This is a genomic window from Paraburkholderia atlantica (assembly GCF_009362785.1).
Lineage (GTDB): Bacteria > Pseudomonadota > Gammaproteobacteria > Burkholderiales > Burkholderiaceae > Paraburkholderia > Paraburkholderia atlantica.
In genome coordinates, this window is sequence record NZ_WHNQ01000023.1 from 67,951 (window position 1) to 92,450 (window position 24,500).

The 24,500-nt window shown below is 65.7% G+C and carries 23 protein-coding genes; 13 read left to right on the plus strand and 10 right to left on the minus strand.

The window, feature by feature from the left end; all coding sequences use genetic code 11:
• Positions 1 to 114: 114 nt before the first annotated feature.
• From GCT19_RS42915 to GCT19_RS27625, 3 genes are all read left to right on the plus strand, one after another.
• Positions 115 to 276 (plus strand): hypothetical protein, encoded by a 162-nt coding sequence (locus tag GCT19_RS42915; RefSeq protein WP_013090236.1) that lies wholly within the window; start codon positions 115 to 117, stop codon positions 274 to 276.
• A gap of 388 nt (positions 277 to 664) precedes the next feature.
• Complete coding sequence (locus tag GCT19_RS27620) at positions 665 to 979, plus strand: hypothetical protein (RefSeq protein WP_013090235.1); 315 nt, start codon at positions 665 to 667, stop codon at positions 977 to 979.
• A 206-nt stretch (positions 980 to 1,185) separates the two neighbouring features.
• The gene (locus tag GCT19_RS27625) at positions 1,186 to 2,151 is read left to right on the plus strand and encodes a threo-3-hydroxy-L-aspartate ammonia-lyase (protein ID WP_152853701.1); all 966 of its coding nucleotides are present in this window, start codon (positions 1,186 to 1,188) and stop codon (positions 2,149 to 2,151) included.
• A gap of 72 nt (positions 2,152 to 2,223) precedes the next feature.
• Here GCT19_RS27625 and GCT19_RS27630 read toward each other — a convergent pair whose 3' ends face one another.
• Together GCT19_RS27630 and GCT19_RS27635 are read right to left on the minus strand one after the other, a co-directional pair.
• Positions 2,224 to 2,904 carry a LysE family translocator gene (locus GCT19_RS27630; RefSeq protein WP_152853702.1) on the minus strand — a complete coding sequence of 227 codons (681 nt, stop codon included), beginning with the start codon at positions 2,902 to 2,904 and terminating at the stop codon, positions 2,224 to 2,226.
• Between the two features lie 46 nt (positions 2,905 to 2,950).
• Positions 2,951 to 4,525, minus strand: coding sequence for a UbiD family decarboxylase (locus GCT19_RS27635; protein WP_152853703.1), 1,575 nt, complete (start codon positions 4,523 to 4,525; stop codon positions 2,951 to 2,953).
• A gap of 618 nt (positions 4,526 to 5,143) precedes the next feature.
• Between GCT19_RS27635 and GCT19_RS27640 the strand changes: the two genes are divergently transcribed.
• Positions 5,144 to 6,349 (plus strand): transglycosylase SLT domain-containing protein, encoded by a 1,206-nt coding sequence (locus GCT19_RS27640; protein WP_152853704.1) that lies wholly within the window; start codon positions 5,144 to 5,146, stop codon positions 6,347 to 6,349.
• Between the two features lie 99 nt (positions 6,350 to 6,448).
• Here GCT19_RS27640 and GCT19_RS27645 read toward each other — a convergent pair whose 3' ends face one another.
• From GCT19_RS27645 to ribBA, 4 genes are all read right to left on the minus strand, one after another.
• Positions 6,449 to 7,645: a pyridoxal phosphate-dependent aminotransferase gene (locus tag GCT19_RS27645; RefSeq protein ID WP_152853705.1), complete on the minus strand. Its 1,197-nt coding sequence runs from the start codon at positions 7,643 to 7,645 to the stop codon at positions 6,449 to 6,451.
• A 158-nt stretch (positions 7,646 to 7,803) separates the two neighbouring features.
• The gene (gene nusB, locus GCT19_RS27650) at positions 7,804 to 8,238 is read right to left on the minus strand and encodes a transcription antitermination factor NusB (protein ID WP_013090229.1); all 435 of its coding nucleotides are present in this window, start codon (positions 8,236 to 8,238) and stop codon (positions 7,804 to 7,806) included.
• Positions 8,235 to 8,747, minus strand: a complete 513-nt coding sequence (gene ribH / locus GCT19_RS27655) for a 6,7-dimethyl-8-ribityllumazine synthase (RefSeq protein ID WP_013090228.1) — start codon at positions 8,745 to 8,747, stop codon at positions 8,235 to 8,237. Before ribH ends, nusB begins: the two co-directional genes overlap by 4 nt.
• Positions 8,748 to 8,795: 48 nt before the next feature.
• Entirely contained in the window at positions 8,796 to 9,929 is a 1,134-nt protein-coding gene (ribBA, locus tag GCT19_RS27660) for a bifunctional 3,4-dihydroxy-2-butanone-4-phosphate synthase/GTP cyclohydrolase II (protein ID WP_152853706.1), read from the minus strand.
• A 267-nt stretch (positions 9,930 to 10,196) separates the two neighbouring features.
• Here ribBA and GCT19_RS27665 point away from each other — a divergent pair, with 267 nt between their 5' ends.
• The 9 genes from GCT19_RS27665 to GCT19_RS27710 all read left to right on the plus strand — a co-directional run bounded on the left by GCT19_RS27665 (position 10,197) and on the right by GCT19_RS27710 (position 20,480).
• Positions 10,197 to 11,318 (plus strand): enolase C-terminal domain-like protein, encoded by a 1,122-nt coding sequence (locus GCT19_RS27665; protein ID WP_152853707.1) that lies wholly within the window; start codon positions 10,197 to 10,199, stop codon positions 11,316 to 11,318.
• A 28-nt stretch (positions 11,319 to 11,346) separates the two neighbouring features.
• Positions 11,347 to 12,351 carry a hypothetical protein gene (locus GCT19_RS27670; RefSeq protein WP_152853708.1) on the plus strand — a complete coding sequence of 335 codons (1,005 nt, stop codon included), beginning with the start codon at positions 11,347 to 11,349 and terminating at the stop codon, positions 12,349 to 12,351.
• A complete protein-coding gene (locus tag GCT19_RS27675; RefSeq protein ID WP_018434490.1) occupies positions 12,348 to 13,013 on the plus strand; it encodes a gluconate 2-dehydrogenase subunit 3 family protein in 666 nt (221 codons plus the stop codon). Before GCT19_RS27670 ends, GCT19_RS27675 begins: the two co-directional genes overlap by 4 nt.
• The gene (locus GCT19_RS27680) at positions 13,003 to 14,646 is read left to right on the plus strand and encodes a GMC family oxidoreductase (protein WP_184251938.1); all 1,644 of its coding nucleotides are present in this window, start codon (positions 13,003 to 13,005) and stop codon (positions 14,644 to 14,646) included. The genes GCT19_RS27675 and GCT19_RS27680 overlap by 11 nt, the downstream gene beginning before the upstream one ends.
• A 428-nt stretch (positions 14,647 to 15,074) precedes the next feature.
• Positions 15,075 to 16,211, plus strand: a complete 1,137-nt coding sequence (locus GCT19_RS27690) for a muconate/chloromuconate family cycloisomerase (RefSeq protein WP_013090221.1) — start codon at positions 15,075 to 15,077, stop codon at positions 16,209 to 16,211.
• A gap of 27 nt (positions 16,212 to 16,238) precedes the next feature.
• A complete protein-coding gene (catC, locus tag GCT19_RS27695; RefSeq protein ID WP_013090220.1) occupies positions 16,239 to 16,529 on the plus strand; it encodes a muconolactone Delta-isomerase in 291 nt (96 codons plus the stop codon).
• A gap of 78 nt (positions 16,530 to 16,607) precedes the next feature.
• Complete coding sequence (gene catA, locus GCT19_RS27700) at positions 16,608 to 17,543, plus strand: catechol 1,2-dioxygenase (RefSeq protein WP_013090219.1); 936 nt, start codon at positions 16,608 to 16,610, stop codon at positions 17,541 to 17,543.
• Between the two features lie 103 nt (positions 17,544 to 17,646).
• The gene (locus GCT19_RS27705; RefSeq protein WP_321576882.1) at positions 17,647 to 18,903 is read left to right on the plus strand and encodes a GTPase; all 1,257 of its coding nucleotides are present in this window, start codon (positions 17,647 to 17,649) and stop codon (positions 18,901 to 18,903) included.
• On the plus strand, positions 18,900 to 20,480 hold the full coding sequence (locus tag GCT19_RS27710; RefSeq protein ID WP_152853711.1) for a GTPase: 1,581 nt from the start codon (positions 18,900 to 18,902) through the stop codon (positions 20,478 to 20,480). The genes GCT19_RS27705 and GCT19_RS27710 overlap by 4 nt, the downstream gene beginning before the upstream one ends.
• A gap of 183 nt (positions 20,481 to 20,663) precedes the next feature.
• Here GCT19_RS27710 and GCT19_RS27715 read toward each other — a convergent pair whose 3' ends face one another.
• The 4 genes from GCT19_RS27715 to GCT19_RS27730 form a co-directional block, all read right to left on the minus strand.
• On the minus strand, positions 20,664 to 21,299 hold the full coding sequence (locus GCT19_RS27715) for a riboflavin synthase (protein ID WP_152853712.1): 636 nt from the start codon (positions 21,297 to 21,299) through the stop codon (positions 20,664 to 20,666).
• Positions 21,300 to 21,314: 15 nt separating this feature from the next.
• Positions 21,315 to 22,466 (minus strand): bifunctional diaminohydroxyphosphoribosylaminopyrimidine deaminase/5-amino-6-(5-phosphoribosylamino)uracil reductase RibD, encoded by a 1,152-nt coding sequence (gene ribD / locus GCT19_RS27720; RefSeq protein ID WP_018434482.1) that lies wholly within the window; start codon positions 22,464 to 22,466, stop codon positions 21,315 to 21,317.
• Between the two features lie 63 nt (positions 22,467 to 22,529).
• The gene (gene hemL, locus GCT19_RS27725) at positions 22,530 to 23,813 is read right to left on the minus strand and encodes a glutamate-1-semialdehyde 2,1-aminomutase (protein WP_152853713.1); all 1,284 of its coding nucleotides are present in this window, start codon (positions 23,811 to 23,813) and stop codon (positions 22,530 to 22,532) included.
• Between the two features lie 164 nt (positions 23,814 to 23,977).
• On the minus strand, positions 23,978 to 24,448 hold the full coding sequence (locus GCT19_RS27730; RefSeq protein ID WP_152853746.1) for a hypothetical protein: 471 nt from the start codon (positions 24,446 to 24,448) through the stop codon (positions 23,978 to 23,980).
• Positions 24,449 to 24,500: the final 52 nt, after the last annotated feature.

Below are 24,500 nucleotides of genomic sequence, written 5' to 3' on the forward strand. Positions count from 1 at the left end.
CATGGGTGTGAAAACTGCTCACAATCGTAGTGACAGGGAACAGTGGTCGATGAGCCGGTTTTGACGGTCGTATTTTCGTACTTCGTTCGCAGTCAGAAAATCGGGAGGGTAGCGATGAGTATTTTTTCTTACCGAAAACACTTGCGGTTCCTGACGCACGCCCAGCGCCGCCGCTGGTGGGATCAGAAAAAGCGCTTGACGCCGCGCGTGCGGATCAGCGGCGCATATGTGCCGCCCAACGTGTCCCGCGAATTCGTGTATGTGAAGGTCGGCTAGTCGCGCGATCTTCGCAGGTGAGAAAGTGCCCGGCTCGAGCCATTGAGCCGGGCATTTTTTATTGGGAAATTCGTCCCGGCTGTCAGGATTGAAGCGAATTTGTAATTAAAGTTGACCGATGCGCGAACTCTAGCTCCTCACGCTCGCGCCAGACCTATGACGCGCGGGCCGCCGCTCGCGTGCAACCCCTTGATTCCCGGCTGATTTCGTCGTCGTTGCGGCGGCGCGTAGGCGTCCTCGCGCAGCGTTCGGCAAAGCCCTTCGGCTTGCCCTTGCAATTTGCAACAAATGCGAACAGTTCGGCCGGGGCTTTTTGGATACATTGATGCCACAGCATGCGAGGCATGCGCAGTCGGCGACCTTGGCAGGCCGCGCTAGGAGAATAGAAGTGAAAAAGATCGTTCCGTTTGTCGTTGCAGCCGCACTCGGCTTGGGACTGGCCGGGGCTGCTGAGGCAGGTGTTTCCGTCGGTATCGGCCTTGGGGTGCCGGTCGCGCCGGCCTATCCGGTCTATGCGGCGCCGCCGCCTGTCTATTACGCGCCGCCGCCTCCGCCGGTGTATGCGCCGCCGGTTGTAGTGGCACCGGCGCCAGTGGTGGTCGGAGGCTATTACGGCTATGGCCGTCCCTACTATCGCGGCTACTACCACGGCTACCATGGCTACTATCGCGGCGGCTACGGGCACCCGTACTATCGTCATTAACAAGCACGGGCGCGCATGACGCGCGCGGGAACGTCGACGGCGTAACGCCGGCTTGTGCCGGGTTACGCCGCTTCTATTTGCGCCGCCGGTTTTTTGCTTTCCGCCGCGTTCTTCACGGGTGTCGCGCGCTCGCGCAAGCCCCGTTCCAAAGCGTCGATGAAGCTGGGAGAATGGCTGCTTCGCCCCGCCTTAGGAGAGTTTCGCCGATGCAAGCGCTTCCCGCTCCCACCTTCGATGACGTCCTCGACGCTGCCGCGCGTCTCGAAGGCGTCGCGCACCGTACCCCCGTTCTGACGTCGAGCACGTTCGACGAGCGCACTGGCGCGTCGGTGTTCTTCAAGTGCGAAAACTTCCAGCGCATGGGCGCATTCAAGTTCCGCGGCGCATACAACGCGATTTCGCATTTCGACGCGGAGCAGCGCAAGGCGGGGGTGCTGACCTATTCGTCGGGCAATCACGCGCAGGCGATCGCGCTGTCGGCGCGCCTCGCCGGCATTCACGCGACGATCGTGATGCCGCACGACGCGCCCGAGGCCAAGGTCGCCGCGACCAAGGGCTACGGCGGCGAAGTGATCACGTACGATCGCTACAAGGAAAATCGCGAGGAAATCGGCCGGCGCTTGGCCGAGGAGCGCGGCATGACGCTGATTCCGCCGTACGATCATCCGCACGTGATCGCCGGGCAGGGCACCGCGGTCAAAGAACTGGTCGACGAAACCGGCCCGCTCGACATGTTGTTCGTGTGCCTTGGCGGCGGCGGCTTGCTCAGCGGCAGCGCATTGTCGGCCGCCGCGCTGAGCCCGGCTTGCACGGTGATCGGCATCGAGCCCGAAGCGGGCAACGACGGCCAGCAGTCGCTCGCGCGCGGCGAGATCGTGCATATCGACACGCCGCGCACGATCGCCGATGGCGCCGCCTCGACGCATCTGGGCCACTACACGTTCGCGGTCATCCGCCAGCTGGTCGCGCGAATCGAAACGGTCAGCGATGCGCAACTGATCGAGACGATGCGCTTTTTCGCGCAGCGCATGAAGATCGTCGTCGAACCGACCGGCTGCCTCGCCGCGGCGGCGGTACTGAATGGCATCGTGCCGGTGAAGGGCAAGCGCGTCGGCGTGCTGGTGAGCGGCGGCAACGTCGATCTGCCGAAGCTCGCGCAGTACCTCGCATGAGCGACTGACGTCGAATAGCATGAAGAAAAACGGCTCGCCGATGTGAGCCGTTTTTTTCATTCGAGAGCCGCTTCAGCTTGCCACTTGCGCGGTGCTCTGCACGATCAGGTCGTGATACCCGTTGACGATCACGCTGTACGAGAAATAAGCGAACAGCAGCGCCGACAGAACGTGACACGCGCGTAGCAGACCGGCGCCCGCGCGCTTGCGTCCCTGGCTGCCGAGCCCGCAGATAAAAAGCGTCCAGCACAGGCCGCCGAGAAAGAAGCCGCCGAGGAAAATCAACGCGGTCGTCGGGCTCGTCGCTCCGGCTTTCGCGATCAGCGCGCCGCCGACCGCCGCGAACCACAGGATCGCCGAAGGCGACGACACCGCCAGCAGCACGCCACGCAGAAAGCCGCGCCATGGCGACTGAGGCGGCGCGGCCGCGTCGCCTTCGCCGGCAACGGCAGGCGCCGTGGCCGGGAACATCGCTTCACGCGCCATCTTCCAGGTGAGAAACAGCAGGATTGCCGCGCCGCCGATCCACACGACCCAGCGCACCGATTCGAACTGCAGCAGCGCGGCCATGCCGGCGAGCGCGAGCGTCGCGTAAATGAGATCGCCGACGCACGAGCCGAGGCCGAGCCAGAAGCCCGGCCGGAAGCCGTGCGACAGCGTCAGCGAAATGATCGCGACGTTGACGAGACCGATGTCGAGACACAGCGACAAGGACAGAAAAAAACCGTCCGACATCATTGAAAAAGGGTGCATCCGCGCGAGCGCTCCATTCGTTATTGATTGTGTTGTCCGGTGCGCATTACAGGCCGAGGCCCAATTCGTTCCACAAGCTATCGATACGCTGTTTGACCGCCTCGTCCATCACGATCGGGCGACCCCATTCGCGGTCGGTCTCGCCCGGCCACTTGTTGGTCGCGTCGAGCCCCATCTTCGAGCCGAGACCGGCTACCGGCGACGCGAAATCGAGATAGTCGATCGGCGTGCGGTCGACGAGCACGGTGTCGCGCGTCGGGTCCACTCGCGTGGTGATCGCCCAGATCACTTCGTTCCAGTCGCGGATATTGACGTCCTCATCGACGACAACGATGAACTTCGTATACATGAACTGCCGCAGGAAGCTCCACACGCCGAACATCACGCGCTTCGCGTGGCCGGGGTAGCTCTTCTTCATCTGCACGATCGCCATGCGGTAGCTGCAGCCTTCGGGCGGCAGATAGAAGTCCGTGATCTCGGTGAACTGCTTCTGCAGCAGCGGCACGAACACTTCGTTCAGCGCGACGCCGAGCACCGCGGGCTCGTCGGGCGGTTTGCCGGTGTAGGTGGAGTGATAGATCGCGTCGCGGCGCATCGTGATGCGCTCGACCGTAAAGACCGGGAACCATTCCTGTTCGTTGTAGTAGCCGGTGTGATCGCCGTACGGGCCCTCGAGCGCGTGTTCGTAGCTTGCCGAGGCACCCTTCGAAGGACGCGGCGGCGCGCCAGCCGGAGCAGGCGAGGGTCCGCCTTCCTGCGGATAGATGAAGCCCTCGAGCACGATCTCGGCACGTGCGGGCACCTGCAGGCCGTCGACGCCGGGCGTGATGCACTTCGCGAGCTCGGTTCGACCGCCGCGCAGCAGGCCGGCGAACTGGTATTCGGACAGCGTGTCGGGCACCGGCGTGACCGCGCCGAGGATCGTCGCCGGGTCGGCGCCGAGCACAACGGCCACCGGATAAGGCTTGCCGGGATTTTTCAGCGCGAACTCGCGGAAATCGAGTGCTCCGCCGCGATGCGCGAGCCAGCGCATGATCAGTTTGTTTCGCCCGATCAGTTGCTGGCGATAGATACCGAGGTTTTGTCGGCTCTTGTTCGGCCCTTTCGTGACGGTCAGACCCCAGGTGATCAGCGGCCCGGCATCGCCGGGCCAGCAGGTTTGAATGGGCAATTTGGCGAGGTCGACGTCGTTGCCTTCCCAGACGATTTCCTGGCAGGGCGGCGCGCTGACCGTCTTCGGCGCCATATCCCACACGGCCTTCGCTAGCGACAGCAGCTTGCCGGCGTCCTTAAGCCCCTTCGGCGGCTCGGGTTCCTTCAGTGCGGAGAGTAGCCGGCCGACGTCGCGCAGCGATTCGAGCGCCGCCTGGTCGCCCGCGCCCGCTTCGGTATCGATGCCCATCCCGAGTGCGACGCGGCGCGGCGTGCCGAACAGATTGCCGAGCACCGGGAACGCGTGGCGCTCGGTGTTCTCGAACAGCAGAGCCGGACCGCCCGCGCGCAGCACGCGGTCGCACAGTTCGGTCATTTCGAGATTCGGCGACACCTTTTGCGAAATTCGGCGCAATTCGCCGATCGCCTCGAGGCGGCCGATGAAATCGCGCAAGTCTTTATATTTCATCTGTGACGGTTCAGGGCCGCATGCACGGCGCATAGGACTGAGGGCGCAGCAGGGAACGACGGTGGTCCCTGCTCAGCGCAAAAATCGATTGTCGATTTTACCTGCGTTAGCCAGCGCACGTAGATCAACCAAATGGTCTATCCGGAACAGCCAGGGTCGGATCGCCTAAAACGCACATAGAGCAGGGCTTTCGGCCGACTGAACACTGTTTATAATTACAAATAGTTATAGTTATTGCATTCTATAGTGTTGACGATCTATAAAACCGTGCATAGAATCCGTCCACATTGGTTGCAGGGCGTTAACCTTTTTACCGTCGCCCCCGGTCCTCAGACGCAACGCGTCACCGTTTTACTTCCCTGCAGGGTAGAACGGCATTATTGAAGTCCCTCACCAGCGTCCATCAACGCTGGTTTTTCGCGTGGGAGCCAAGCCCGGTACACATTGAATATGTGTGGGCTGTTTTTGAGATGGCTCCCCGAAACGGTATTTGTTGCCGTTTTCCCGACGTCGCTGCTGCCCAACCAGAGAGCACGCGATGTCTTGACTCTGCGAGCGCGCTGTACCGCCTGATTTGACCCGGCGGAGTTCGCGGATCATGCAAGATGGGAGATCTGAATGAACGCCTGGTTATCGTGGCGTCCTGATGAGCGTATTGCGCAGCTTGTGCGCGGTGCGCTGCGCCGCGGGACGCGACTGAGTCATCACCTGTTCAGCATTGTCGGCGGGATCGCCGTGGTGCTGGCTCTCGCACTGTGGCTGATGCCGACTTGGCGCGGCGTGCTCGCCGCGCGTCTGATGCCGGTCATTTCCGCCGCCGTGCAAGCGGGCCCCGCCCGTCTGCTGCAAGGCAACCCGCTGCCGGCCATCGGACCGACCAGAAACGCTGGCGCATCCGACGAATCGCTTTCGGCCAATTCGCCGTCCACGCCGAGCCCCGCCGATGCCTCGAGCGACGGCAGCATGACGCTCACCTCAGCGACCACCAGCTTCGACGGCGCGTTCGACAACGCCGCCACGTCGGGCACCAGCACCGTCGCGCTCAACGGCCTCGATCCGCGCACGATGCAGGGCGTCAGCGCGTTCGCGCGTCTGATTCCGCAGCAGCGCGTGTCGGCCGATGCGCGCGACGACCGCGTGCTCGTGTCGAGTCATGAGCAGGACCTGGTCGCCTCGTACCTCGCGCGGCGTTATCGCGTTGCTCAGGAGCCCGTCAGCGAGCTCGTGAAGGCCGCGTTCGACACCGGCCGCGAAGTCGGCCTCGATCCGCTGCTGCTGCTCTCAGTGATGGCGATCGAATCGGGCTTCAATCCATACGCCGAGAGCGGCGTGGGCGCACAGGGCCTGATGCAGGTGATGTCGAAGGTGCATTCGGACAAATTCCGGTATTTCGGCGGCCAGAGCGCTGCGCTCGACCCGCTCGCGAACATCAAGGTCGGCGCGCTCGTGCTGAAGGACTGCATCGCGCGCGGCGGCTCGCTGCCGGGCGGCCTGCGTCTGTACGTCGGATCGAGCACGCAGGACGATGGTGGCTACGGTGCGAAGGTGATGGCCGAGCGCGGTCGCCTGCGCGACGTCGCGCGTGGCCGCAAGGTGCCGATCAATGCGCCGCAGGCTCCGGTGCTGACCGCGTCGGCGACGCCGACGCCAGCCGCCTCGACCAGCGGCGGCAACGGCAAGCGCGTCCAGGTGACCTTGCAGGGCGGTCACGAGCTGAGCTCGGCGACCCCGGCGGCGCACTCGCAGCCGGCCGATCAGCAGGACGACGCGAGCGCCAATTCGGCAACGCGCCATGTGGCGTCGGCGTCGGAGCTGGGGGCTTGAGTTAGACGTTAGCTAGCCGCATGAAAAAAAGGACACCCGAGGGTGTCCTTTTTTGCGTCTGGAAGGCCGGTCGCCGCCGAGTCGTCCCTCATCAATGCGTCAATGCCGCCCGAACAGCTTCGCCAGCCGCTCGACAGCCTCTTCGAGCTTCGGATACCCGGTCGCATACGACAGCCGGATGTAGTCCCTCGGTGCGTGCGTGCCGAAGTCCATGCCCGGCACCAGCACGACGCCGGCATCGTGCAGCATCGCCTTCGTGAGCGCTGCGCTGTCGCCGGCCGCCGGATGCGCGACGCCGCGGCAGTCCGCGTACACATAGAAAGCACCGTCGGGCATCACCGGCACCGAGAAGCCGAGCGATTCGAGCGCCGGCGCGATGAAGTCGCGGCGTCGCTTGAATTCGAGACGCCGCGCTTCGTAGATCGCGATCGTCTCCGGCTCGAAGCAGGCGAGCGCCGCGTGCTGAGCGAGCGCCGACGCGCAGATGAACAGGTTTTGCGCGAGCTTTTCGAACGCGCTGACCATCGCGGGCGGCACGACGAGCCAGCCGAGGCGCCAGCCCGTCATGTTGAAATACTTCGAGAAGCTGTTGACGGTGACCACGTCGTCGCCGAACGACAGCGCCGACACGGGCTTCGCGTCGTAGCTGAGGCCCTGGTAGATCTCGTCGACGATCGTGAAGCCGCCGCGCGCGCGCACGGCTTTGACGATCCGCTCGAGCTCGGCCGGCTCGATCGACGTGCCGGTCGGATTCGACGGCGACGCGAGCAGCACGCCGCGGGTGCGCTCGCCCCACAGGCGTTCCACGTCGGCGGCGGTCAGCTGGAAGCGCTCGGCCGGCCCGCTCGGCACCATCACCGGCCTGCCTTCGGCGGCGATCACGAAATGGCGGTTGCACGGATAGCACGGGTCGGGCATCAGCACTTCGTCGTCGCGATCGACGAGCGCCGCGCACGCGAGCAGCAGCGCCGCCGACGCGCCCGCGGTGACGACGATCCGCGCCGGATCGACGTCGATGCCGTAGAACTCGGCGTAATGCGTGGAAATCGCGTCGCGCAGCTCGTGCACGCCGAGCGCGTTCGTGTATTGCGTGACGCCGCGGCGCAGCGCGCTCGCGGCCGCCTCGATGACCGGCTCGGGCGCGGTGAAATCCGGTTCGCCGATGCCCATGTGAATGATGTCGCGCCCCGCGCGTTCGAGCAGCGCGGCCTCCTTGGCCAGTTCCATCACGTAGAAAGGCTGGATGGCATCGACGCGCGCGGCAAGCCGCACGAGAGGTTCGGTCACGGAGTTCATACGGTCAGATCCAGTTCAAAAGCAGACGGCGCCCACTCATCGAATGATGCGCTCATCGATGCGCGCGGCGCCGTCCTTGCGGGCGATCGAGGTTCTTCGCCCTGTGCAGCGAGTCGTGGCGGGGCGCCGATGCGCAGCATGGGCCCCCCGCGCCGCGCTCAGCCCTTGCGAGCTGCCTGCGTTTCGGCGGCGCGCAGTTGCGCCGAGAGCTTGTCGAGCACGCCGTTCACGTACTTGTAGCCGTCCGAGCCGCCGAACGTCTTGGTTAGCTCGACCGCTTCGTTGATCACCACGCGATACGGAATATCGACGTGGTTCTTCAGTTCGAACGCGGCGACCAGCAGCACCGCGCGTTCGACCGGCGACAGTTGATCGATCGGACGATCGAGGCACGGCGCGATCGCGGCGGACAATTCCTCGGAATCGCGCATCACGCCATGCAGGATTGCGTCCAGATGCTCGTGGTCGGCCTTGTCGTAACCTTGCGCGCCGCGCAGTTGCGCGTCGATCTCACCGCCGGGCGAGCCCGACAGCAGCCACTGGTAAAGCCCCTGCGTGGCCAGTTCGCGGGAGCGTCGGCGTGCGCTCTTCATGCCTCTTCCTCGTCGTCTTCGTCTTCATCTTCGTCGTCATCGCCGCCGAGCTGTTCGAGCGCGACCGCGAGGTTCGCCATCTCGACAGCCACGCGCGCGGCGTCGCGGCCCTTCTCGGTCATGCGCGCGACGGCCTGCTCGTCGTTCTCGGTAGTCAGCACCGCGTTCGCGACCGGAATGCCGAAGTCGAGGCCGATGCGCGTGATGCCCGCGCCGCTTTCGTTCGACACGAGTTCGAAGTGGTACGTTTCACCGCGGATCACCGCGCCGAGCGCGATCAGCGCGTCGAATTGCGCGCTTTCCGCGAGCTTTTGCAGTGCGAGAGGGATTTCCAGCGCGCCCGGCACCGTGACGAGCAGCACGTCTTCGCCGGTCACGCCGAGGCGTTCGAGTTCTTCGATGCATGAGTCGGCGAGGCCGTTGCAGACGGGTTCGTTAAAGCGCGCCTGGACGATGCCGATGCGCAGTCCGTCGCCGTCGAGATTCGGTTGGTATTGTCCGATTTCCATGTGAATTCCGTAGTGTTTGAGTGGGCGCGAGGCGCGTAAGTGGCCGGATCAGACTTGCAGGGCTTGCGTTTTGCTGCCGGGCATCGGAATGAAGCCCGTCACTTCGAGACCATAACCCGACATGCTGCCGAGCTTGCGTGGGTTCGACAGCACCTGCATCTTGCCGACGCCGAGTTCGCGCAGAATCTGCGCGCCGATGCCGTAGGTTTTGAAGTCGACCGGCCGGCGCTTCAGCGCTTCCGCTTTTTCCTTCGAGTCGAACGCCTTGAAGACGTCGATCAGATGGTCTTTCGAGTCGCCGCAGTTCAGCAGCACGACCACGCCGAGATCGCGTTCCGCGATTTCTTTCATGGCCGCATCCAGCGTCCACGAGTGCGTGGATTCGCCGACTTCGAGCAGATCCAGCACAGAAAGCGGCTCGTGCACGCGCACCGGCGTGTCGCGATCGGGCGACGGCGTGCCGCGCACCAGCGCGATGTGCGGCTGGCCGCTCGGCTGGTCGAGATACATGACCGCGCGGAACGCGCCATGCGCGGTTTGCATCGTGCGTTCGCAAATGCGCTCGACGATCGATTCCGTGCGGCTGCGATAGTGGATCAGATCGGCGATCGTGCCGGTCTTCAGGCCGTGTTCCTTGCCGAACTCGAGCAGATCCGGCAGACGCGCCATCGTGCCGTCGTCCTTGATCACTTCGCAGATCACCGCGGCCGGCGTCAGGCCCGCGAGCCTAGTGAAATCGCAGCCGGCTTCGGTATGGCCGGCGCGCACCAGCACGCCGCCCGGCTGAGCCATGATCGGGAAGATATGGCCCGGCTGCACGATGTGTTCGGCTTTCGCGTCCGGCGCGACCGCGGCGGCGATGGTGCGGGCCCGGTCGGCTGCCGAGATGCCGGTCGTCACGCCTTCGGCCGCTTCGATGCTGACCGTGAACGCGGTGCCGTATTGCGTGCCGTTGCGGTAGGTCATCAGCGGCAGGTTCAGCTGTTTGCAGCGGTCCTGAGTTAGCGTCAGGCAGATCAGGCCGCGGCCGTAGCGAGCCATGAAATTGATCGCTTCCGGAGTGACAAACTCGGCGGCGATCACGAGGTCGCCCTCGTTTTCGCGGTCTTCTTCGTCGACGAGGATCACCATCCGACCGGCTTTCAGTTCGGCGATGATCTCTTGGGTGGAGGCGAGCGTCATGTTGGCGAGTTTTTCGGGAAAGCGCGTATTTTACGCCACGCGCGGGCCCAAGTCGCCTCCGCCAAACGACATAGGCGGTTTGGCCGATTGACGAAGAGCCGGGCGTGGTTGCCATCGCGGTCCGCTTTACGGATTGAAATAGTGCGGAACGGTACTTGCGGCAAAGCAGGCAGCGTCGTCCCACTACCACCCGGAGACCGGAATGTCGGGGACCGTCGGTTATTGCATTACCGCAAGGCGTCGCGCGGGCGAGCAAGGAGCGCGGCCATGAAGCGCGGCGTCACGAGCGGGGGCGCCTCGCAAGCGCTCGTGAGCGCGCTGCGCGCGAGCGCGTACCGGATTCCGACCGACGCGCCCGAGGCCGACGGCACGTTCGCGTGGGACGCGACCACACTGGTCGTCGTCGAGGTCGACGCGGGCGGCGAGACCGGCATCGGCTACACGTACAGCGACGCCTGCATCGTCGCGCTGATCCAGGGCGCGCTCGCCACCTGCGTGTTGAATCACGACGGCCTGGACGTCGGCGCGCATTGGCAACGGCTACAACGCCAGGTGCGCAATCTCGGCCGAGCGGGACTCGCGGCCACCGCCATTTCAGCAATCGACTGCGCACTGTGGGACCTGAAGGCGAAGCTGCTCGGCGTGCCGCTCGTCGGGGTACTCGGCGCGCTGCGCCCGACCGTGCCGGTCTACGGCAGCGGCGGCTTCACCACGTACACGAACCAGCGCTTGCAGCAGCAGTTCGCCGGCTGGGTCGCGCAGGACGGCTGCCGGTGGGTCAAGATGAAAATCGGCAGCGAGCCGGACAAGGACCCGGCGCGCGTCGCGGCGGCGCGCGAGGCGATCGGCGGCGCGGGCCTGTTCGTCGACGCGAACGGCGCGTTCACGCCGCAACGGGCGCTGTCCTACGCGCAACGCTTCGCCGAGCACCAGGTGAGCTGGTTCGAGGAGCCCGTGTCATCGGACGACGAAGCGGGTCTGCGCAACGTGCGCGAGCACGCACCGGCCGGCATGGAGATCGCCGCCGGCGAATACGGCTACACGCTCGACGACTTCCGCCACCTGCTCGCGACCGGTGCCGCCGACGTGCTGCAAGCCGACGCGAGCCGCTGCGGCGGCATCACCGGCTTTCTGCAGGCCGCCGCGCTGTGCGACGCGTATCACGTGCCGCTGTCCGCCCACTGCGCGCCGGCGCTGCATCTGCACGTCGCATGCGCGGCGCCGCGCCTGCGCCACCAGGAGTGGTTCCACGACCACGCCCGGATCGAAGCCATGCTGTTCGACGGCGCGCCGCGTTTGCGCGATGGCCAGATGGAGCCGGACCTGTCGCGACCCGGTTGCGGGCTCGAGTTCAAGCATGGCGACGCCGCGCGCTACCTCATCAAATAAGGCAGGTCAGAACAAGGAAGCGATATCGATGAGCTCTTCAAGCGTACCCGGATTGCTGTACACGGCGGCGGCGGTGGCGGCCATCGCGACGTTGGCCGCGCGCGGCGCGCGAGGACCCGAGTCGCATCGCGGTTTGCGTCGGACCGGTCCGCGACACCATCAGCGTCGAGCCTTCGTGACGTCCCCGGCGCGTGTGCACACGAGTAAACCCGCCGCCGAAGTCCAGGCACACGTCGAAGCGGCCCGCACCTTCAACCATAGCTCCGCGCTGCTCGCGCTGTCGGTGCTCGCCGACAGCGCGATGGAGCACTACCGCGGCTCGTTCGACAACCCCGCGATGTTCGCGCCGCTCGTCAGCGCGAGTCTGTCGCTCGCCGCGGGCCTGCATGGCGGCGCGGATCGTCGCGGCCGCACGCATCGCGCGCGCCATGCGATCTATCTGAGCGCGGCGGCAACCGGCATCGCCGGCACGGGCTTCCATGTCTACAACGTGATGAAGCGCCCGGGCGGCTGGAGCTGGAACAACCTGTTTCACGCGGCGCCGCTCGGCGCGCCGATCGCGTTGCTGCTGTCGGGCGCGTTCGGTGCCGTCGCCGAACGGCTGCGCGACGAGCCCGCCGACGACCCGCGACTGCTCGGCATGCCGGCCGGTCAGGCGCTCGGTCTGCTGGTCGCGGCCGGTCTCGTCGGCACCGTGGGGGAGGCCGCGCTGCTGCATTTTCGCGGCGCGTTCCAGCATCGCGCGATGTACGCGCCGGTCAGCATTCCGCCGGTCACCGCGGCGCTGCTCGCGCATGCCGCGCTGGCCGCTCCGCGCGAGCGCTGGCACACGCGGCTCTGGTTGCGCATCACGAGCGCGCTCGGCTTTGTCGGCGCGGGTTTTCACGCGCGCGGGATCGCGCGTCGGCAGGGCGGCTGGCGCAACTGGAGCCAGAACCTGTTCGACGGGCCGCCGCTGCCCGCGCCGCCGAGCTTTTCCGCGCTGGCGCTCGCCGGGCTCGCCGCGCTGCGTCTGCGGGCGACTGAAAGATGACCCATCAACCGCGCTCGACCCGAGCCACCCGCTATCCCGGCTACGACGTGCTCGACAAACGCACGACGCCGTCGTGGGACGAGCCTACCCGCGCGGTGATCGCCGAACGCCTCGCAACACCGCTCGAGCCGCGCTTTTTCGGCGCTGTCGAGTGGCTAGCGGTCACGTCGCTGTGCGCCCGCATCGTGCCGCAAGCGAACGCGCAGCCGGTGGTGCCGCTCGCCGCGCTGCTCGACGCTCGCCTTGCCGGCAACAGCAACGACGGCTACCGCGACGCCCGATTGCCGCCGATGCGCGACGCCTGGCGCGTCGGCCTCGCCGCGCTCGATGCCGAATGCCGCGAGCGCGGCGGCCTGCCGTTCGCGAGCCTCGCAGAGGATGCGCAGATCGCGCTGCTTGGCGAGATGCAGCGCGGCGAACTGACGAACCCCGCGTGGCGCGGCATGCCGTCGAAGCTGTTCTTTAGCGAGCGTGTGCTGCACGACATCTGCGGGCTCTACTACTCGCACCCGCATGCATGGAGCGAGATCGGCTTCGGCGGCCCGGCGAATCCGCGCGGCTATGTGCGCATGTACCTGAACCGGCGCGATCCGTGGGAGGCGGTCGAAGCGGCGCCCGACACGCACGAGCACGCCGCCAGGGAGAACCGCCGTGTCCGATGACGCGCAGCAACGTCCGCGCGGCAAGGACGGCCGCGCGCCCGACGTGTTCCGGCGCGACGGCTGGGTGCCGATGCGCATGTACCCCGACGGCGAAGAGGTCGATTTCGCGATTGTCGGCACTGGCGCCGGCGGCGGCACGCTCGCGTGCCGGCTCGCGGAGAAAGGCTTCAAGGTCGTCGCGTTCGATGCCGGCGCCTGGTGGCGTCCGCTCGAAGAGTTCGCATCGGACGAAGCGCATCAGGAAAAACTGTTCTGGACCGACGAGCGCATCTGCGACGGCGACAATCCGCTGAAGCTCGGCCACAACAACAGCGGCAAGGCGGTGGGCGGCAGCACGGTCCACTTCGCGATGGTGTCGCTGCGCTTTCGGCCCGAGTGGTTCAAGTCGCGCAGCGTGCTCGGCTATGGCGCCGACTGGCCGCTCGACTGGCGCGAGATGTGGCGCTACTACGGCGACGTCGAGGACGCGCTGAAAATCTCCGGACCGGTGAACTATCCGTGGGGGCCGAAGCGGCCGCGCTATCCGTATCGCGCGCATGAGCTGAACGCGGCGGCGCTGGTGCTCGCACGCGGCGCCGAGGCGCTCGGCATCGGCTGGAGCCCGACGCCGCTCGCGACCATCTCGGCGCCGCGCGGCCGCGCGCATCCGTGCGTGTACCGCGGCTTTTGCGTGTCCGGCTGCGCGACCAACGCGAAGCAAAGCGCGCTCGTCACGTGGATTCCGCGCGCGCTGCGTGCCGGCGCCGAAGTGCGCGACCTGGCGATGGTCGGCCGCGTCGTCACCAGCGACGCGGGGCTCGCCACCGGCGTCGAATATCTGCGCGAAGGGCAATGGCGATTCCAGCGCGCGAAGCACGTGGTGGTGGCCGGCTACGCGATCGAAACGCCGCGCCTGTTGCTGATGTCGGCCAATAGCCGCTTTCCTGACGGACTCGCAAACAGCTCGGGCCTCGTCGGCAAAAACCTGATGGCGCAGTCGAACCAGGCCGTCTACGGCACCTTCGACGAAGACATCCGCTGGTACAAGGGACCGCCGTCGCTCGCGCTCACCGAGCACTGGAACTACGAAGACAAGGGCAAGGATTTTTTCGGCGGCTACTGCTACATGAGCCAGGGGCCGCTGCCGAACGGCTGGGTCGCGGTGCAGAACGGCCGTGGCTTGTGGGGCGACGCGCTCGGCGCGGAGATGCTCAAGTACAACCACCAGGCGGGGCTGAAGATCGTCGGCGAAATGCTGCCGCAGCAGCGCAACCGCGTGACGCTTGCCGACGAGAAGGACCAGTACGGGCTGCCGATCGCGCGCGTCACCTATTCATGGTGCGACAACGACAAGCGGCTCATCGCGCATTCGCTAGACTTCATGGAGCAGGCGCTCGCGGCCGCCGGCGGCAAGGAGATCTGGCGCGAGACCGACGACACCTGCCACCTGAACGGCTCCGCGCGCATGGGCGACGATCCGGCGACGAGCGTCGTCGATGCGGACTGCCGCAGCTGGGACATCCGCAACCTGTGGGTGTGCGACGGCTCGGTGTTTCCGACCGTCGGCGGCGTGAATCCGTCACTGACGATCCAGGCGATCGCGTGCCGCACCGCCGACCGTATCTCCGCGCTCGCCGCGCGCGGCGAGCTATAGCGTTCATATCGTCGGCCGGATGGAGGCCTGAATGACGCGTACCTGGACGATCATCGGTGTCGATGACGTGGCTCGCAGCTTCGGCTGGTATCAGCAGTTATTCGGTCAGCCGCCGACGTCGCCCGCTCACGACGTACCTGATGATTAGCGCGCTGTCCGCGGTGTGAGGCCTTATCGCCAGTCACACACGCCGCGCACAACATGCTCTACGAGCATCGAAGCTTGACTCAGATCATGTTCGTGGCGCGAAAACGGCCTGTTTTTCCATGCGCCACATGCATGGTGCGGTGCGGAATCCATAGAAAGGCCGGGGTTGCGGGCCCAACCATACCCTGAAGGTATGAAAAAGGACAGGAAAAGTATTGGACGGGCCAAATGGGCGAGGGGTATAAAAACATCCAATGAACTCACTTCTCGCCGCAGCCGCCATGACCCACGCGACCATCGAACGTATCGAAACCCGCCTCGTCGATCTGCCGACGATCCGCCCTCATAAGCTGTCGGTCGCCACGATGTACGGGCAGACGCTGATGCTGGTCAAGGTGTACTGCAGCGACGGCATCGTCGGGATCGGCGAAGGCACCACGATCGCCGGCATGGCGTACGGCCCGGAAAGCCCCGAGGCGATGAAGCTCGCGATCGACGCCTACTTCGCCCCCGCGATGATCGGTAAGGACGCGACGCAGATTCAGGCGCTGATGGCGCACCTCGGCAAGCTGGTCAAGGTCAATCATTTCTCGAAGAGCGCGCTCGAAACCGCGCTGCTCGACGCGCACGGCAAGCGCCTCGGCGTGCCGGTGAGCGAGCTGCTCGGCGGCCGTCGCCGTGAGCGTCTGCCGGTGGCGTGGACGCTCGCGTCGGGCGATACCGCGAAGGACATCGCCGAAGCCGAGCACATGCTCGACGTACGCCGCCACAAGGTCTTCAAACTGAAGATCGGCGCGAAGGAACTGAAGACCGACATCAAACACGTCGCCGACATCAAGAAAGCGGTCGGCGAGCGCGCCGCGGTGCGCGTCGACGTGAACATGGCCTGGAGCGAGACCCAGGCCGCCTGGGCGATTCCGGCGCTGGCCGACGCGGGCTGCGATCTGGTCGAGCAGCCGGTTGCATCCGCCGCGGCGCTCGCGCGCCTGATGCGCCGCTTCCCGGTCGCGCTGATGGCCGACGAAGTGCTGCAAGGTCCGGACAGCGCGTTCGAGATCGCGAAGAACGGCGGCGCCGATGTGTTCGCGATCAAGATCGAACAGAGCGGCGGCCTGTTCGCCGCGCAGCGCGTGGCCGCGATCGCCGATGCGGCCGGCATCGAGCTGTATGGCGGCACGATGCTCGAAGGCGCGTTCAGCACGGTGGCGTCGGCGCATCTGTTCGCGAGCTTCGCAAATCTGCAATGGGGCACCGAGCTGTTCGGGCCGTTGCTGATCACCGAAGAAATTCTGACCACGCCGCTCGATTACAGCGACTTCGAACTGACCGTGCCGAACGGCCCGGGTCTCGGCATCGAACTCGACGAGGCGAAGGTCAAGCGATTCACTCGAGAAGGGCTGATGAAGGTCACCCGCTAAACGGATTCAGATCAAGAGGATTCAAACATGCTTTTCCATGTACGAATGGACGTGAACCTGCCGGTCGACATGCCGGCCGAGGTGGCGAACGAAATCAAGACCCGCGAGAAGGCTTACTCGCAGGAACTCCAGCGTAGCGGCAAGTGGCGTCATATCTGGCGCCTCGTTGGCGAGTACGCGAACTACAGCATCTTCGATGTAGAGAGCAATGCCGAACTTCACGACATTCTGTCCGGTTTGCCTCTGTTCCCGTACATGAAGATTTCGGTGACGCCTCTGTGTCGTCACCCGTCGTCGATTCGGGACGACGACATCTGAGCCCAGGGGCCAGGCGCATTTCAAGGCGAGCGCATCCAAAGCCATCTTTTCCCCCTATACCAACTGGAGACAGTCATCGTGAGCGTCAAAGTATTTGAAACCAAAGAAGTGCAGGATCTGCTGAAGGCCGCTTCCAACGTCGATGCCGGCAACGGCAACGCACGTTCCCAGCAGATCGTTTTCCGTCTGCTGGGCGACCTGTTCAAGGCAATCGATGACCTCGACATCACGCCCGACGAAATCTGGGCCGGCGTCAACTATCTGAACAAGCTGGGCCAGGACGGCGAAGCAGCGCTGCTCGCAGCCGGCCTCGGTCTCGAGAAATATCTCGACATCCGCATGGACGCCGAGGACAAGAAGATCGGTCTCGAAGGCGGTACGCCGCGCACGATCGAAGGCCCGCTGTATGTGGCCGGCGCCCCGGTGCGCGACGGCGTGTCGAAGATCGACATCAACGCCGACGAAGACGCGGGCCCGCTGGTGATCCGCGGCACGGTCAAGGATCTGGACGGCAAGCCGGTCGCGGGCGCGCTCGTCGAGTGCTGGCACGCGAACTCGAAGGGCTTCTACTCGCACTTCGACCCGACCGGCGCGCAGAGCGAATTCAACCTGCGCGGCGCGGTGAAGACCGGCGCCGACGGCAAGTACGAGTTCCGTACGCTGATGCCGGTCGGCTACGGCTGCCCGCCGCACGGCGCGACGCAGCAGCTGCTGAACGTGCTGGGCCGTCACGGCAACCGTCCGGCGCACGTGCACTTCTTCGTCAGCAGCGACGGCCATCGCAAGCTGACCACGCAGTTCAACATCGAAGGCGATCCGCTGATTTGGGACGACTTCGCGTATGCAACGCGCGAAGAGCTGATTCCGCCGGTCGTCGAGAAAACCGGTGGCGCGGCGCTGGGCCTGAAGGCCGATGCGTACAAGGACATCGAGTTCAACTTCACGATCACGCCGCTGGTCCAGGGTAAGGACAACCAGCTCGTCCATCGTCTGCGCGCTTCGGCCGAAGCGTAATCGCACGAGGCGGCGCCGTGGCGACACGGCCGCCGCCTTCCGTTGCCAACGGCCGGCAGTCCTGCCGGCCGGATCAGTCCCCTGAAGCGTCGAGGAGTTGACGGTGTCGAGCAAACTGCGTGAGCAGGCAGCGCACGATGTCGCGTCCGTGCTGCCCGATCGGGCCCACGATCTGGCGCGCCTGCTGATTCTGATCGACGACAGTGAACCGGTCGTCACCGTCGTCGGTAAATACAACCACGGCAAGAGCAGCCTGCTCAACGAGCTGTTGGGCCGCGATGCGTTCGCGGTGTCGGACCGGCGCGAAACGGTGCGCCTGTCCGACAGCGTGCATCAGGGTGTGCGCTGGCTCGACGCGCCGGGACTCGACGCCGACGTCGGCAGCGAAGACGACCGCGAAGCGTTGCGCGCCGCGTGGCTGAAGTCCGACCTTCGCCTGTTCGTGCACGCAGCGAAAGAGGGCGAGCTCGACGCGAAGGAACTGACGCTGCTGACCGAGCTCGACGCCGACCGCGTCAGGACCGGCCGGCAGACGCTGTTCGTGCTGTCGCAAGTCGACCAGCTCCGCGACGACGCCGCGTTGCGGAACATCGGCGCGGCGATCGACCGGCAGATGCCCGGTATCGCGCTGAACGCGGTGTCGTCGATGCGGCATCGCAAGGGGCTCGACGGCGGCAAGAAACTGCTGCTGGAAAAGAGCGGCATCCCCGCGCTGCACACCGCGTTGCGCGCGGAACTCGCGCGTGTGCCGGATGCGCGCGCTCACGAAACCACGCTTCTGATCGGCGAAATCCGCGACGAACTGCAACGGCTGCGCGCGGCACGGCAGACGTCGCTGGACATTTTGCGCACCACCCAGCAACAACAAAAGCAGGCCTTCGATCGGAGCCTCGCGGCCGTCATCGACAAGGTCAGCGGCGACATCGACGCGATGTTGAATGCGCTCGGCACCGATCACGCGATCGTGCCCGATACCGCGAAGGACGCCTACGCGATCACCGCGGGCAAACTGGAGCGCGCGCACATCCAGATCGCGTACTCGCGCGCGTGCATCGAGATCGATGCGATGCTGGCCGGGCACGGTGTCATCGGTCTGCCGGCGGAGCAGCACACTGCGGCAAAAAGCCTGAACTCGGTGATGATCGCGGTGATGGGCGTGTCGGTGAAGTTCCGCAAGGATCTGCGCCGCATGTTCTGCGAAGCGACGGGACGCGAACGCATGCAGCGCGAGTTCACGCACTACTTCGAGCTGTCCGCCGACCGCAAGGCGCTGGCCGCGCAGATCGCCGATACGCAAGCGGCGCTCGTCGCATCGGACGACGCGGTGGCCGCGATGCGGATACTGGAGGCGCGCGCATGACAGCCGACGCGAGCCACGAGCAACGTTTCATCGCCGAGGTCGATGCATTCGACTTCATCGCCGAGGATATCGACGTGCTGCTGCATGCGCTGAACGACTGGCTCGCGAAGCTGGGCGCCGATCTGCACAACGGCTGTTTGAGGTGCGACGGCTTGCACGCAAACAGCGCACTGGCCATTCAGGCCGATGCGATCAATGCGCGGCTGCGCGACGGCGTGCAAGCATCGAGGCAACAGTGGTCGAGCCTCGAAGCGGCCCGGCAGCTCGCCGACCATTTCTACGATCAGGCACTGCTGCTCGTGTTCGGCAAGTTCAACGCGGGCAAAAGCTCGTTCTGCAATTTCCTGGCCGAGCGCTTCGCCGCACACGAGCGCAGCGTGCAGTATTTCGATGTCGATGCGGGTCGCGTAGTCGAAACGTCGGAGCCCTTTACTGAAGGCGCGACCGAAACGACCTCGCGGCTGCAAGGCGTACGCCTCGGCGCAAAGCTGGTGCTGCTCGACACGCCGGGATTGCATTCGGTGACGCCGGAAAACGCCGCATTGACGCAGCGCTTTACCGATAGCGCTGACGGTGTGTTGTGGCTGAGCAGCTCCACGTCGCCCGGCCAGGTGCAGGAGCTCGACGAGCTCGGCCGCGAGTTGCATCGGAACAAGCCGCTGCTGCCTGTCGTGACTCGTAGCGACGAGTACGAGGAGGACGAAGTCGACGGCGAACTCGTCAAGCCCCTGTGCAACAAGAGCGCGCCGCGTCGCGCGCTGCAGGAGCACGACGTCAAGATGCGAGCGGAACACAAGCTCGTCGCGATGGGCGTCGACAAGGCGCTGCTAAAGCCGCCGGTGTCGGTCTCGGCGTACGCGGCGCGCGAGGCGGGGCAGACCGCGGCGGCCATGAGTGACGCGGGCTTCGAGCGGCTGTATGCCGCGTTGCTCGACTTCACCGGACCGGCGCTCGCGTATAAACGGCGCAAGCGGGCCGAGGTGCTGCTGCATCATCTGGAAGAGACCGTGCTCGGCAACCTGCAAAGCGACGTGCTGCCGTTGCTCGCCGGACTCGGCGAGTCGTCGCAGGCGGCGCTCGAGCAGCTCGAGCGACAGCAGGAGCAGCTTGCCAACGCGGTGTGGCGCGGCATCGTGCCGACGCTGCCCGCGTTGCTCGATGCGCATGCGGCGACGCATGACGTGATCGGGCTGTGCAATGCGCTGTCGCAATCGATATTCGAGCTGTATCGTCGCGAGGCAGACAGGCTGCTGGGGGATTATCTGATCGAGCCCGACGCTTCGCTCGCACGCATCGAGCTGGCTGACGATGTCGGTTTCGACGATATCGCCGTCGAGCGCACGGGTGCAAATGGACCGGTGTCCGAGGTCGCAGGCGTCGATTACGGCCGCCTCCATGCCGCGCTCAGTGGCGCGATTCGCGAGTGCGTGCTGAGCCTGTCCGGCCATGCCGCGCAACGGTGCCGCGCGTCGATAGCTCGGTTGGCGAAGCTCGCGCGGCGTCTTGAAGCGTCGTTAGCGATGCATGAGGAAGGCTTGCTCGATCTGAAGTCGCAGGTGCGGTCGGAATCTGTCTGACGCGCCGTTCAAACGCCCCGATGCAGGTAACGATCAGCGACGCTTTCGTCAGGCGCACAGGCCGTGGATTCCAGCAACCGTGCAGGCGCGGCATTTTCATTGTCCTGATCGGATTCGGATCGTGCACGCGCGCTGGGCCACGGCTCCTGACTCGCTCAGAAGAGCGATTCGCCCCGAACGGGATTACTTCAACGATGGATCGCCATCGCGCGGCGCATTGAGCATCCGCTCGACATAGCGCGCAATCAGATCGATCTCCAGATTCACTTTCACGCCATCGCGCAGATGCTTGAGCGCCGTCACCTGCACGGTATGCGGAATCAGATTGATCGAAAACTCGCAGCCATCGTCGCGATCAGCGACGGAGTTCACGGTCAGGCTCACGCCGTTGACCGTAATCGAGCCCTTGTACGCGAGATAACGGCCGATGTCGCGCGGCGCGAGAATGCGCAGCTCGTGCGATTCGCCGACCGGCGCGAAACGCGTGACGGTGCCGAGCCCATCGACGTGTCCGGAGACGATATGTCCACCGAGCCGGTCATGCGCGCGCAGCGCCTTCTCCAGATTGACCTCGCCGGTTTCGCCGAGACCGGCCGTGCGGTTCAGGCTTTCGCGCGACACGTCGACTTCGAACGAATGCGCGGTCTTCGCGACCACCGTCATGCAGGCGCCCTGAATCGTGATGCTGTCGCCGAGCTGCACGTCGGCGAGATCGAGGCCGCCCGCCTCGACGTTCAGGCGCACGCCCGCGTCGCCGCCCGTACCGAGCGGCTTGACTGATTCGATGCGGCCCACTGCCGCGACGATTCCTGTAAACATCGTGCTAATCCTTGATCATTTCGAAACGGTGGGGGACACGGCGTCGGTCCCGGGTACGGCTGTCGGTGCGAAGCGCGCGAGAATCCGCAGATCGTCGCCGATCCGCTCGACCGTGTGGAAATTGAGCTTCACGCGGTCTTCGAGCAGGTCGGGCGAGTCCAGATTGAACATGCTCATCGAGTCCATGCCGAGCAGGCTCGGCGCGAGATAGACGAGCAGTTCATCGACGCAGCCTTCGCGCAGCAGCGAGCCGTTCAGTTTGTAGCCGGCTTCGACGTGCAATTCGTTCACGTTGCGCTCGCCGAGCACGCTCAGCATGCGCGGCAGATCCACCTTGCCGAACGCGTTCGGCAGCGGCACGATCTCGGCGCCGCGCTCGCGCAGCGCAACCGCGCGTTCTTCGAGACGCGCATCGAGTTCGCCGCAGAAGATCAGCGTCGGCGCGCCGGCCAGGATCTGCGCGTCGAGCGGCACGTCGAGCTGGCTGTCGATCAGCACGCGGTGCGGTTGGCGCGGCGTATCGACCGCGCGCACGGTCATGCGCGGATTGTCTTCGCGCACGGTGCCGATGCCCGTCAGGATCGCCGACGCGCGCGCACGCCACGCATGACCGTCGGCGCGCGCGGCCGCGCTCGTGATCCACTGGCTCTCACCGGACGGCAAGCCGGTGCGGCCATCGAGCGATGCCGCCACCTTCATGCGCACCCACGGACGGCCGCGCGTCATGCGCGACACGAAGCCGATGTTTAGCTCCCGCGCTTCGTTCGCGAGCAGCCCGCAGCGCACTTCGATACCGGCTTCGCGCAGCATCGCGAGACCGCGGCCGGAGACCTGCGGATTGGGATCTTCCATCGCCGCGATCACGCGGCCGATCTGCGCTTCGATCAGCGCGTTCGCGCACGGCGGCGTGCGGCCGAAATGGCTGCACGGTTCGAGGGTCACGTAGGCGGTCGCGCCGCGCAGGTCGTGGCCGCGCGAGCGCGCGTCCTTCAGCGCGCGAATCTCGGCGTGATCCTGTCCGGCAGGCTGCGTGTAGCCTTCGCCGATCACCTCGCCGTTTCTGACGAGCACGCAACCGACCCGCGGATTCGGGTCGGTCGTGTACATGCCGCGCTTCGCGAGCGCGAGCGCGCGTTCCATATGGACGAAATCGGTTTGCGAGAACATCGGTGTCCGTTGTGGTGCGGTGTCTGGGTCGTGCGGGTTGCGGCCTTTGCGTCAGGTCCGCCTTCAGCCCTTCAACGCTGCGAACGCGCCGCGCGCTGCTTCGATCGTCGCGTCGATCACCGCGTCGTCGTGCGCGCTCGACACGAAGCCCGCCTCATACGCTGACGGTGCGAAGTACACGCCCGCGTCGAGCATCTTGTGGAAGAACGCGTTGAAGCGCGGCACGTCGCTCTTCGTGACGTCGGCGAAGCTCGTCGGGATCGATTCGCGGAAGTAGATGCCGAACATGCCGCCGAGCGCATCGGCTGCGAACGGCACGTCCGCTTCGCGGGCCACCCGCGCGAGCCCTTGCGCGAGACGCGTGGCGCGCGCGGCGAGCGTGTCGTAGAAGCCGGGCGCCTGGATCAGCTGCAGCGTCTTCAGGCCGGCCGCGACCGCGATCGGATTGCCCGACAGCGTGCCCGCCTGATAGACGCCGCCGAGCGGCGCGAGGTGAGCCATGATGTCGCGCCGGCCGCCGAACGCCGCCGCCGGCATGCCGCCACCGATCACCTTGCCCAGACACGTGAGGTCCGGCGTGATGCCGTACAGCTGCTGCGCGCCGCCGAGCGCGACGCGGAAGCCGCACATCACTTCGTCGAAAATCAGCACCGAGCCGTACTCGGTACACAGGCGGCGCAGCGCCTGCAGGAATTCGGGCGTTGCGCGCACGAGGTTCATATTGCCCGCGACCGGTTCGACGATCACCGAGGCGATCTCGTTGCCGAATGCCTCGAACGCTTCTTCGAGCTCGGCGACGTTGTTGTATTCGAGCACGGTGGTGTGCTTCGCGATATCGACCGGCACGCCCGCCGAGGTCGGATTGCCGAAGGTCAGGAGGCCCGAGCCGGCCTTCACGAGCAGGCTGTCCGCGTGGCCGTGATAGCAGCCTTCGAACTTGACGATGCGGCTGCGGTTCGTGAAGCCGCGCGCGAGACGCAGCGCGCTCATCGTCGCCTCGGTACCGCTCGACACCATGCGCACCTGTTCGATCGACGGCACCAGCTTGCAGATTTCCTCGGCGATCTCGACTTCCGACTCGGTCGGCGCGCCGAACGAGAAGCCATTCACGAGCACGCGCTGCACGGCTTCGAGCACTTCGGGGTGAACGTGGCCGAGGATCATGGGACCCCACGAGCCGATGTAGTCGGTATAGCGCTGGCCGTCCGCGTCCCAGAAGTACGGGCCTTGCGCGCGCTCGATGAAACGCGGAGTGCCGCCGACGGAACGGAAAGCGCGCACCGGCGAATTCACGCCGCCGGGGATCGTGCGTTGCGCGCGTTCGAAGAGGGTTTCGTTTCTGGACATGGCGATGGCTGGAATAGGGAGCAAGGGTTGCGCAGCGGCGCGAAGGGCCTCGGACGATTCCCGCGGGCACTTCGCGCGATGCTGGGATGGATCGAGAAATTGTACCGGAGTCGGCGCAGGCGGGCTGTGCGGGCGGGCGGTCGCAGCGGCGGGCGTTTCGGGGCCTAGCTGCCCGGCGCGGGTATCGCCGGCGGCTTGCGCTTGCCGGTCAATTCGGCCCAGCGCTTCTCCAGCGCGCCTTCGGCGATGGGCTTGATGATCGTTCCAGAGCTTTGCGCATCCCACGTCTGCACCGAGAACGGATGCACGCGCAGTTGATCGCGTGGGATGACCGGCGCGTGATGCGCATCGACGAGCCAGTCGTAGACGAAGTCGATGCACAGCCGGTAGCCGCGTTTGGTCGACGCGTCGGGGACTTCGTACGGCGCGTGCGTCACGTAGCCCGAACCGAAGATGCCCTTCGGCTCCTGCGCGACGCGATGCAGGAACACGCGATCGCCGGGCAGGATGCCGCGCGCGAAGCCGCAGCCCCATACGTCGGTCACCGCTTCGCCGGCCGCCACGCGTTTCGCGATGTCGGGCAACTCGGGCCACGGCCATTTTTTGGGGCTCCAGATCAGCAGGAAGGCGGTCATCGCGGGTTCGAACGGGATGGGGGGAAGTGCGTTGGACATGCAGGCGGCAGCT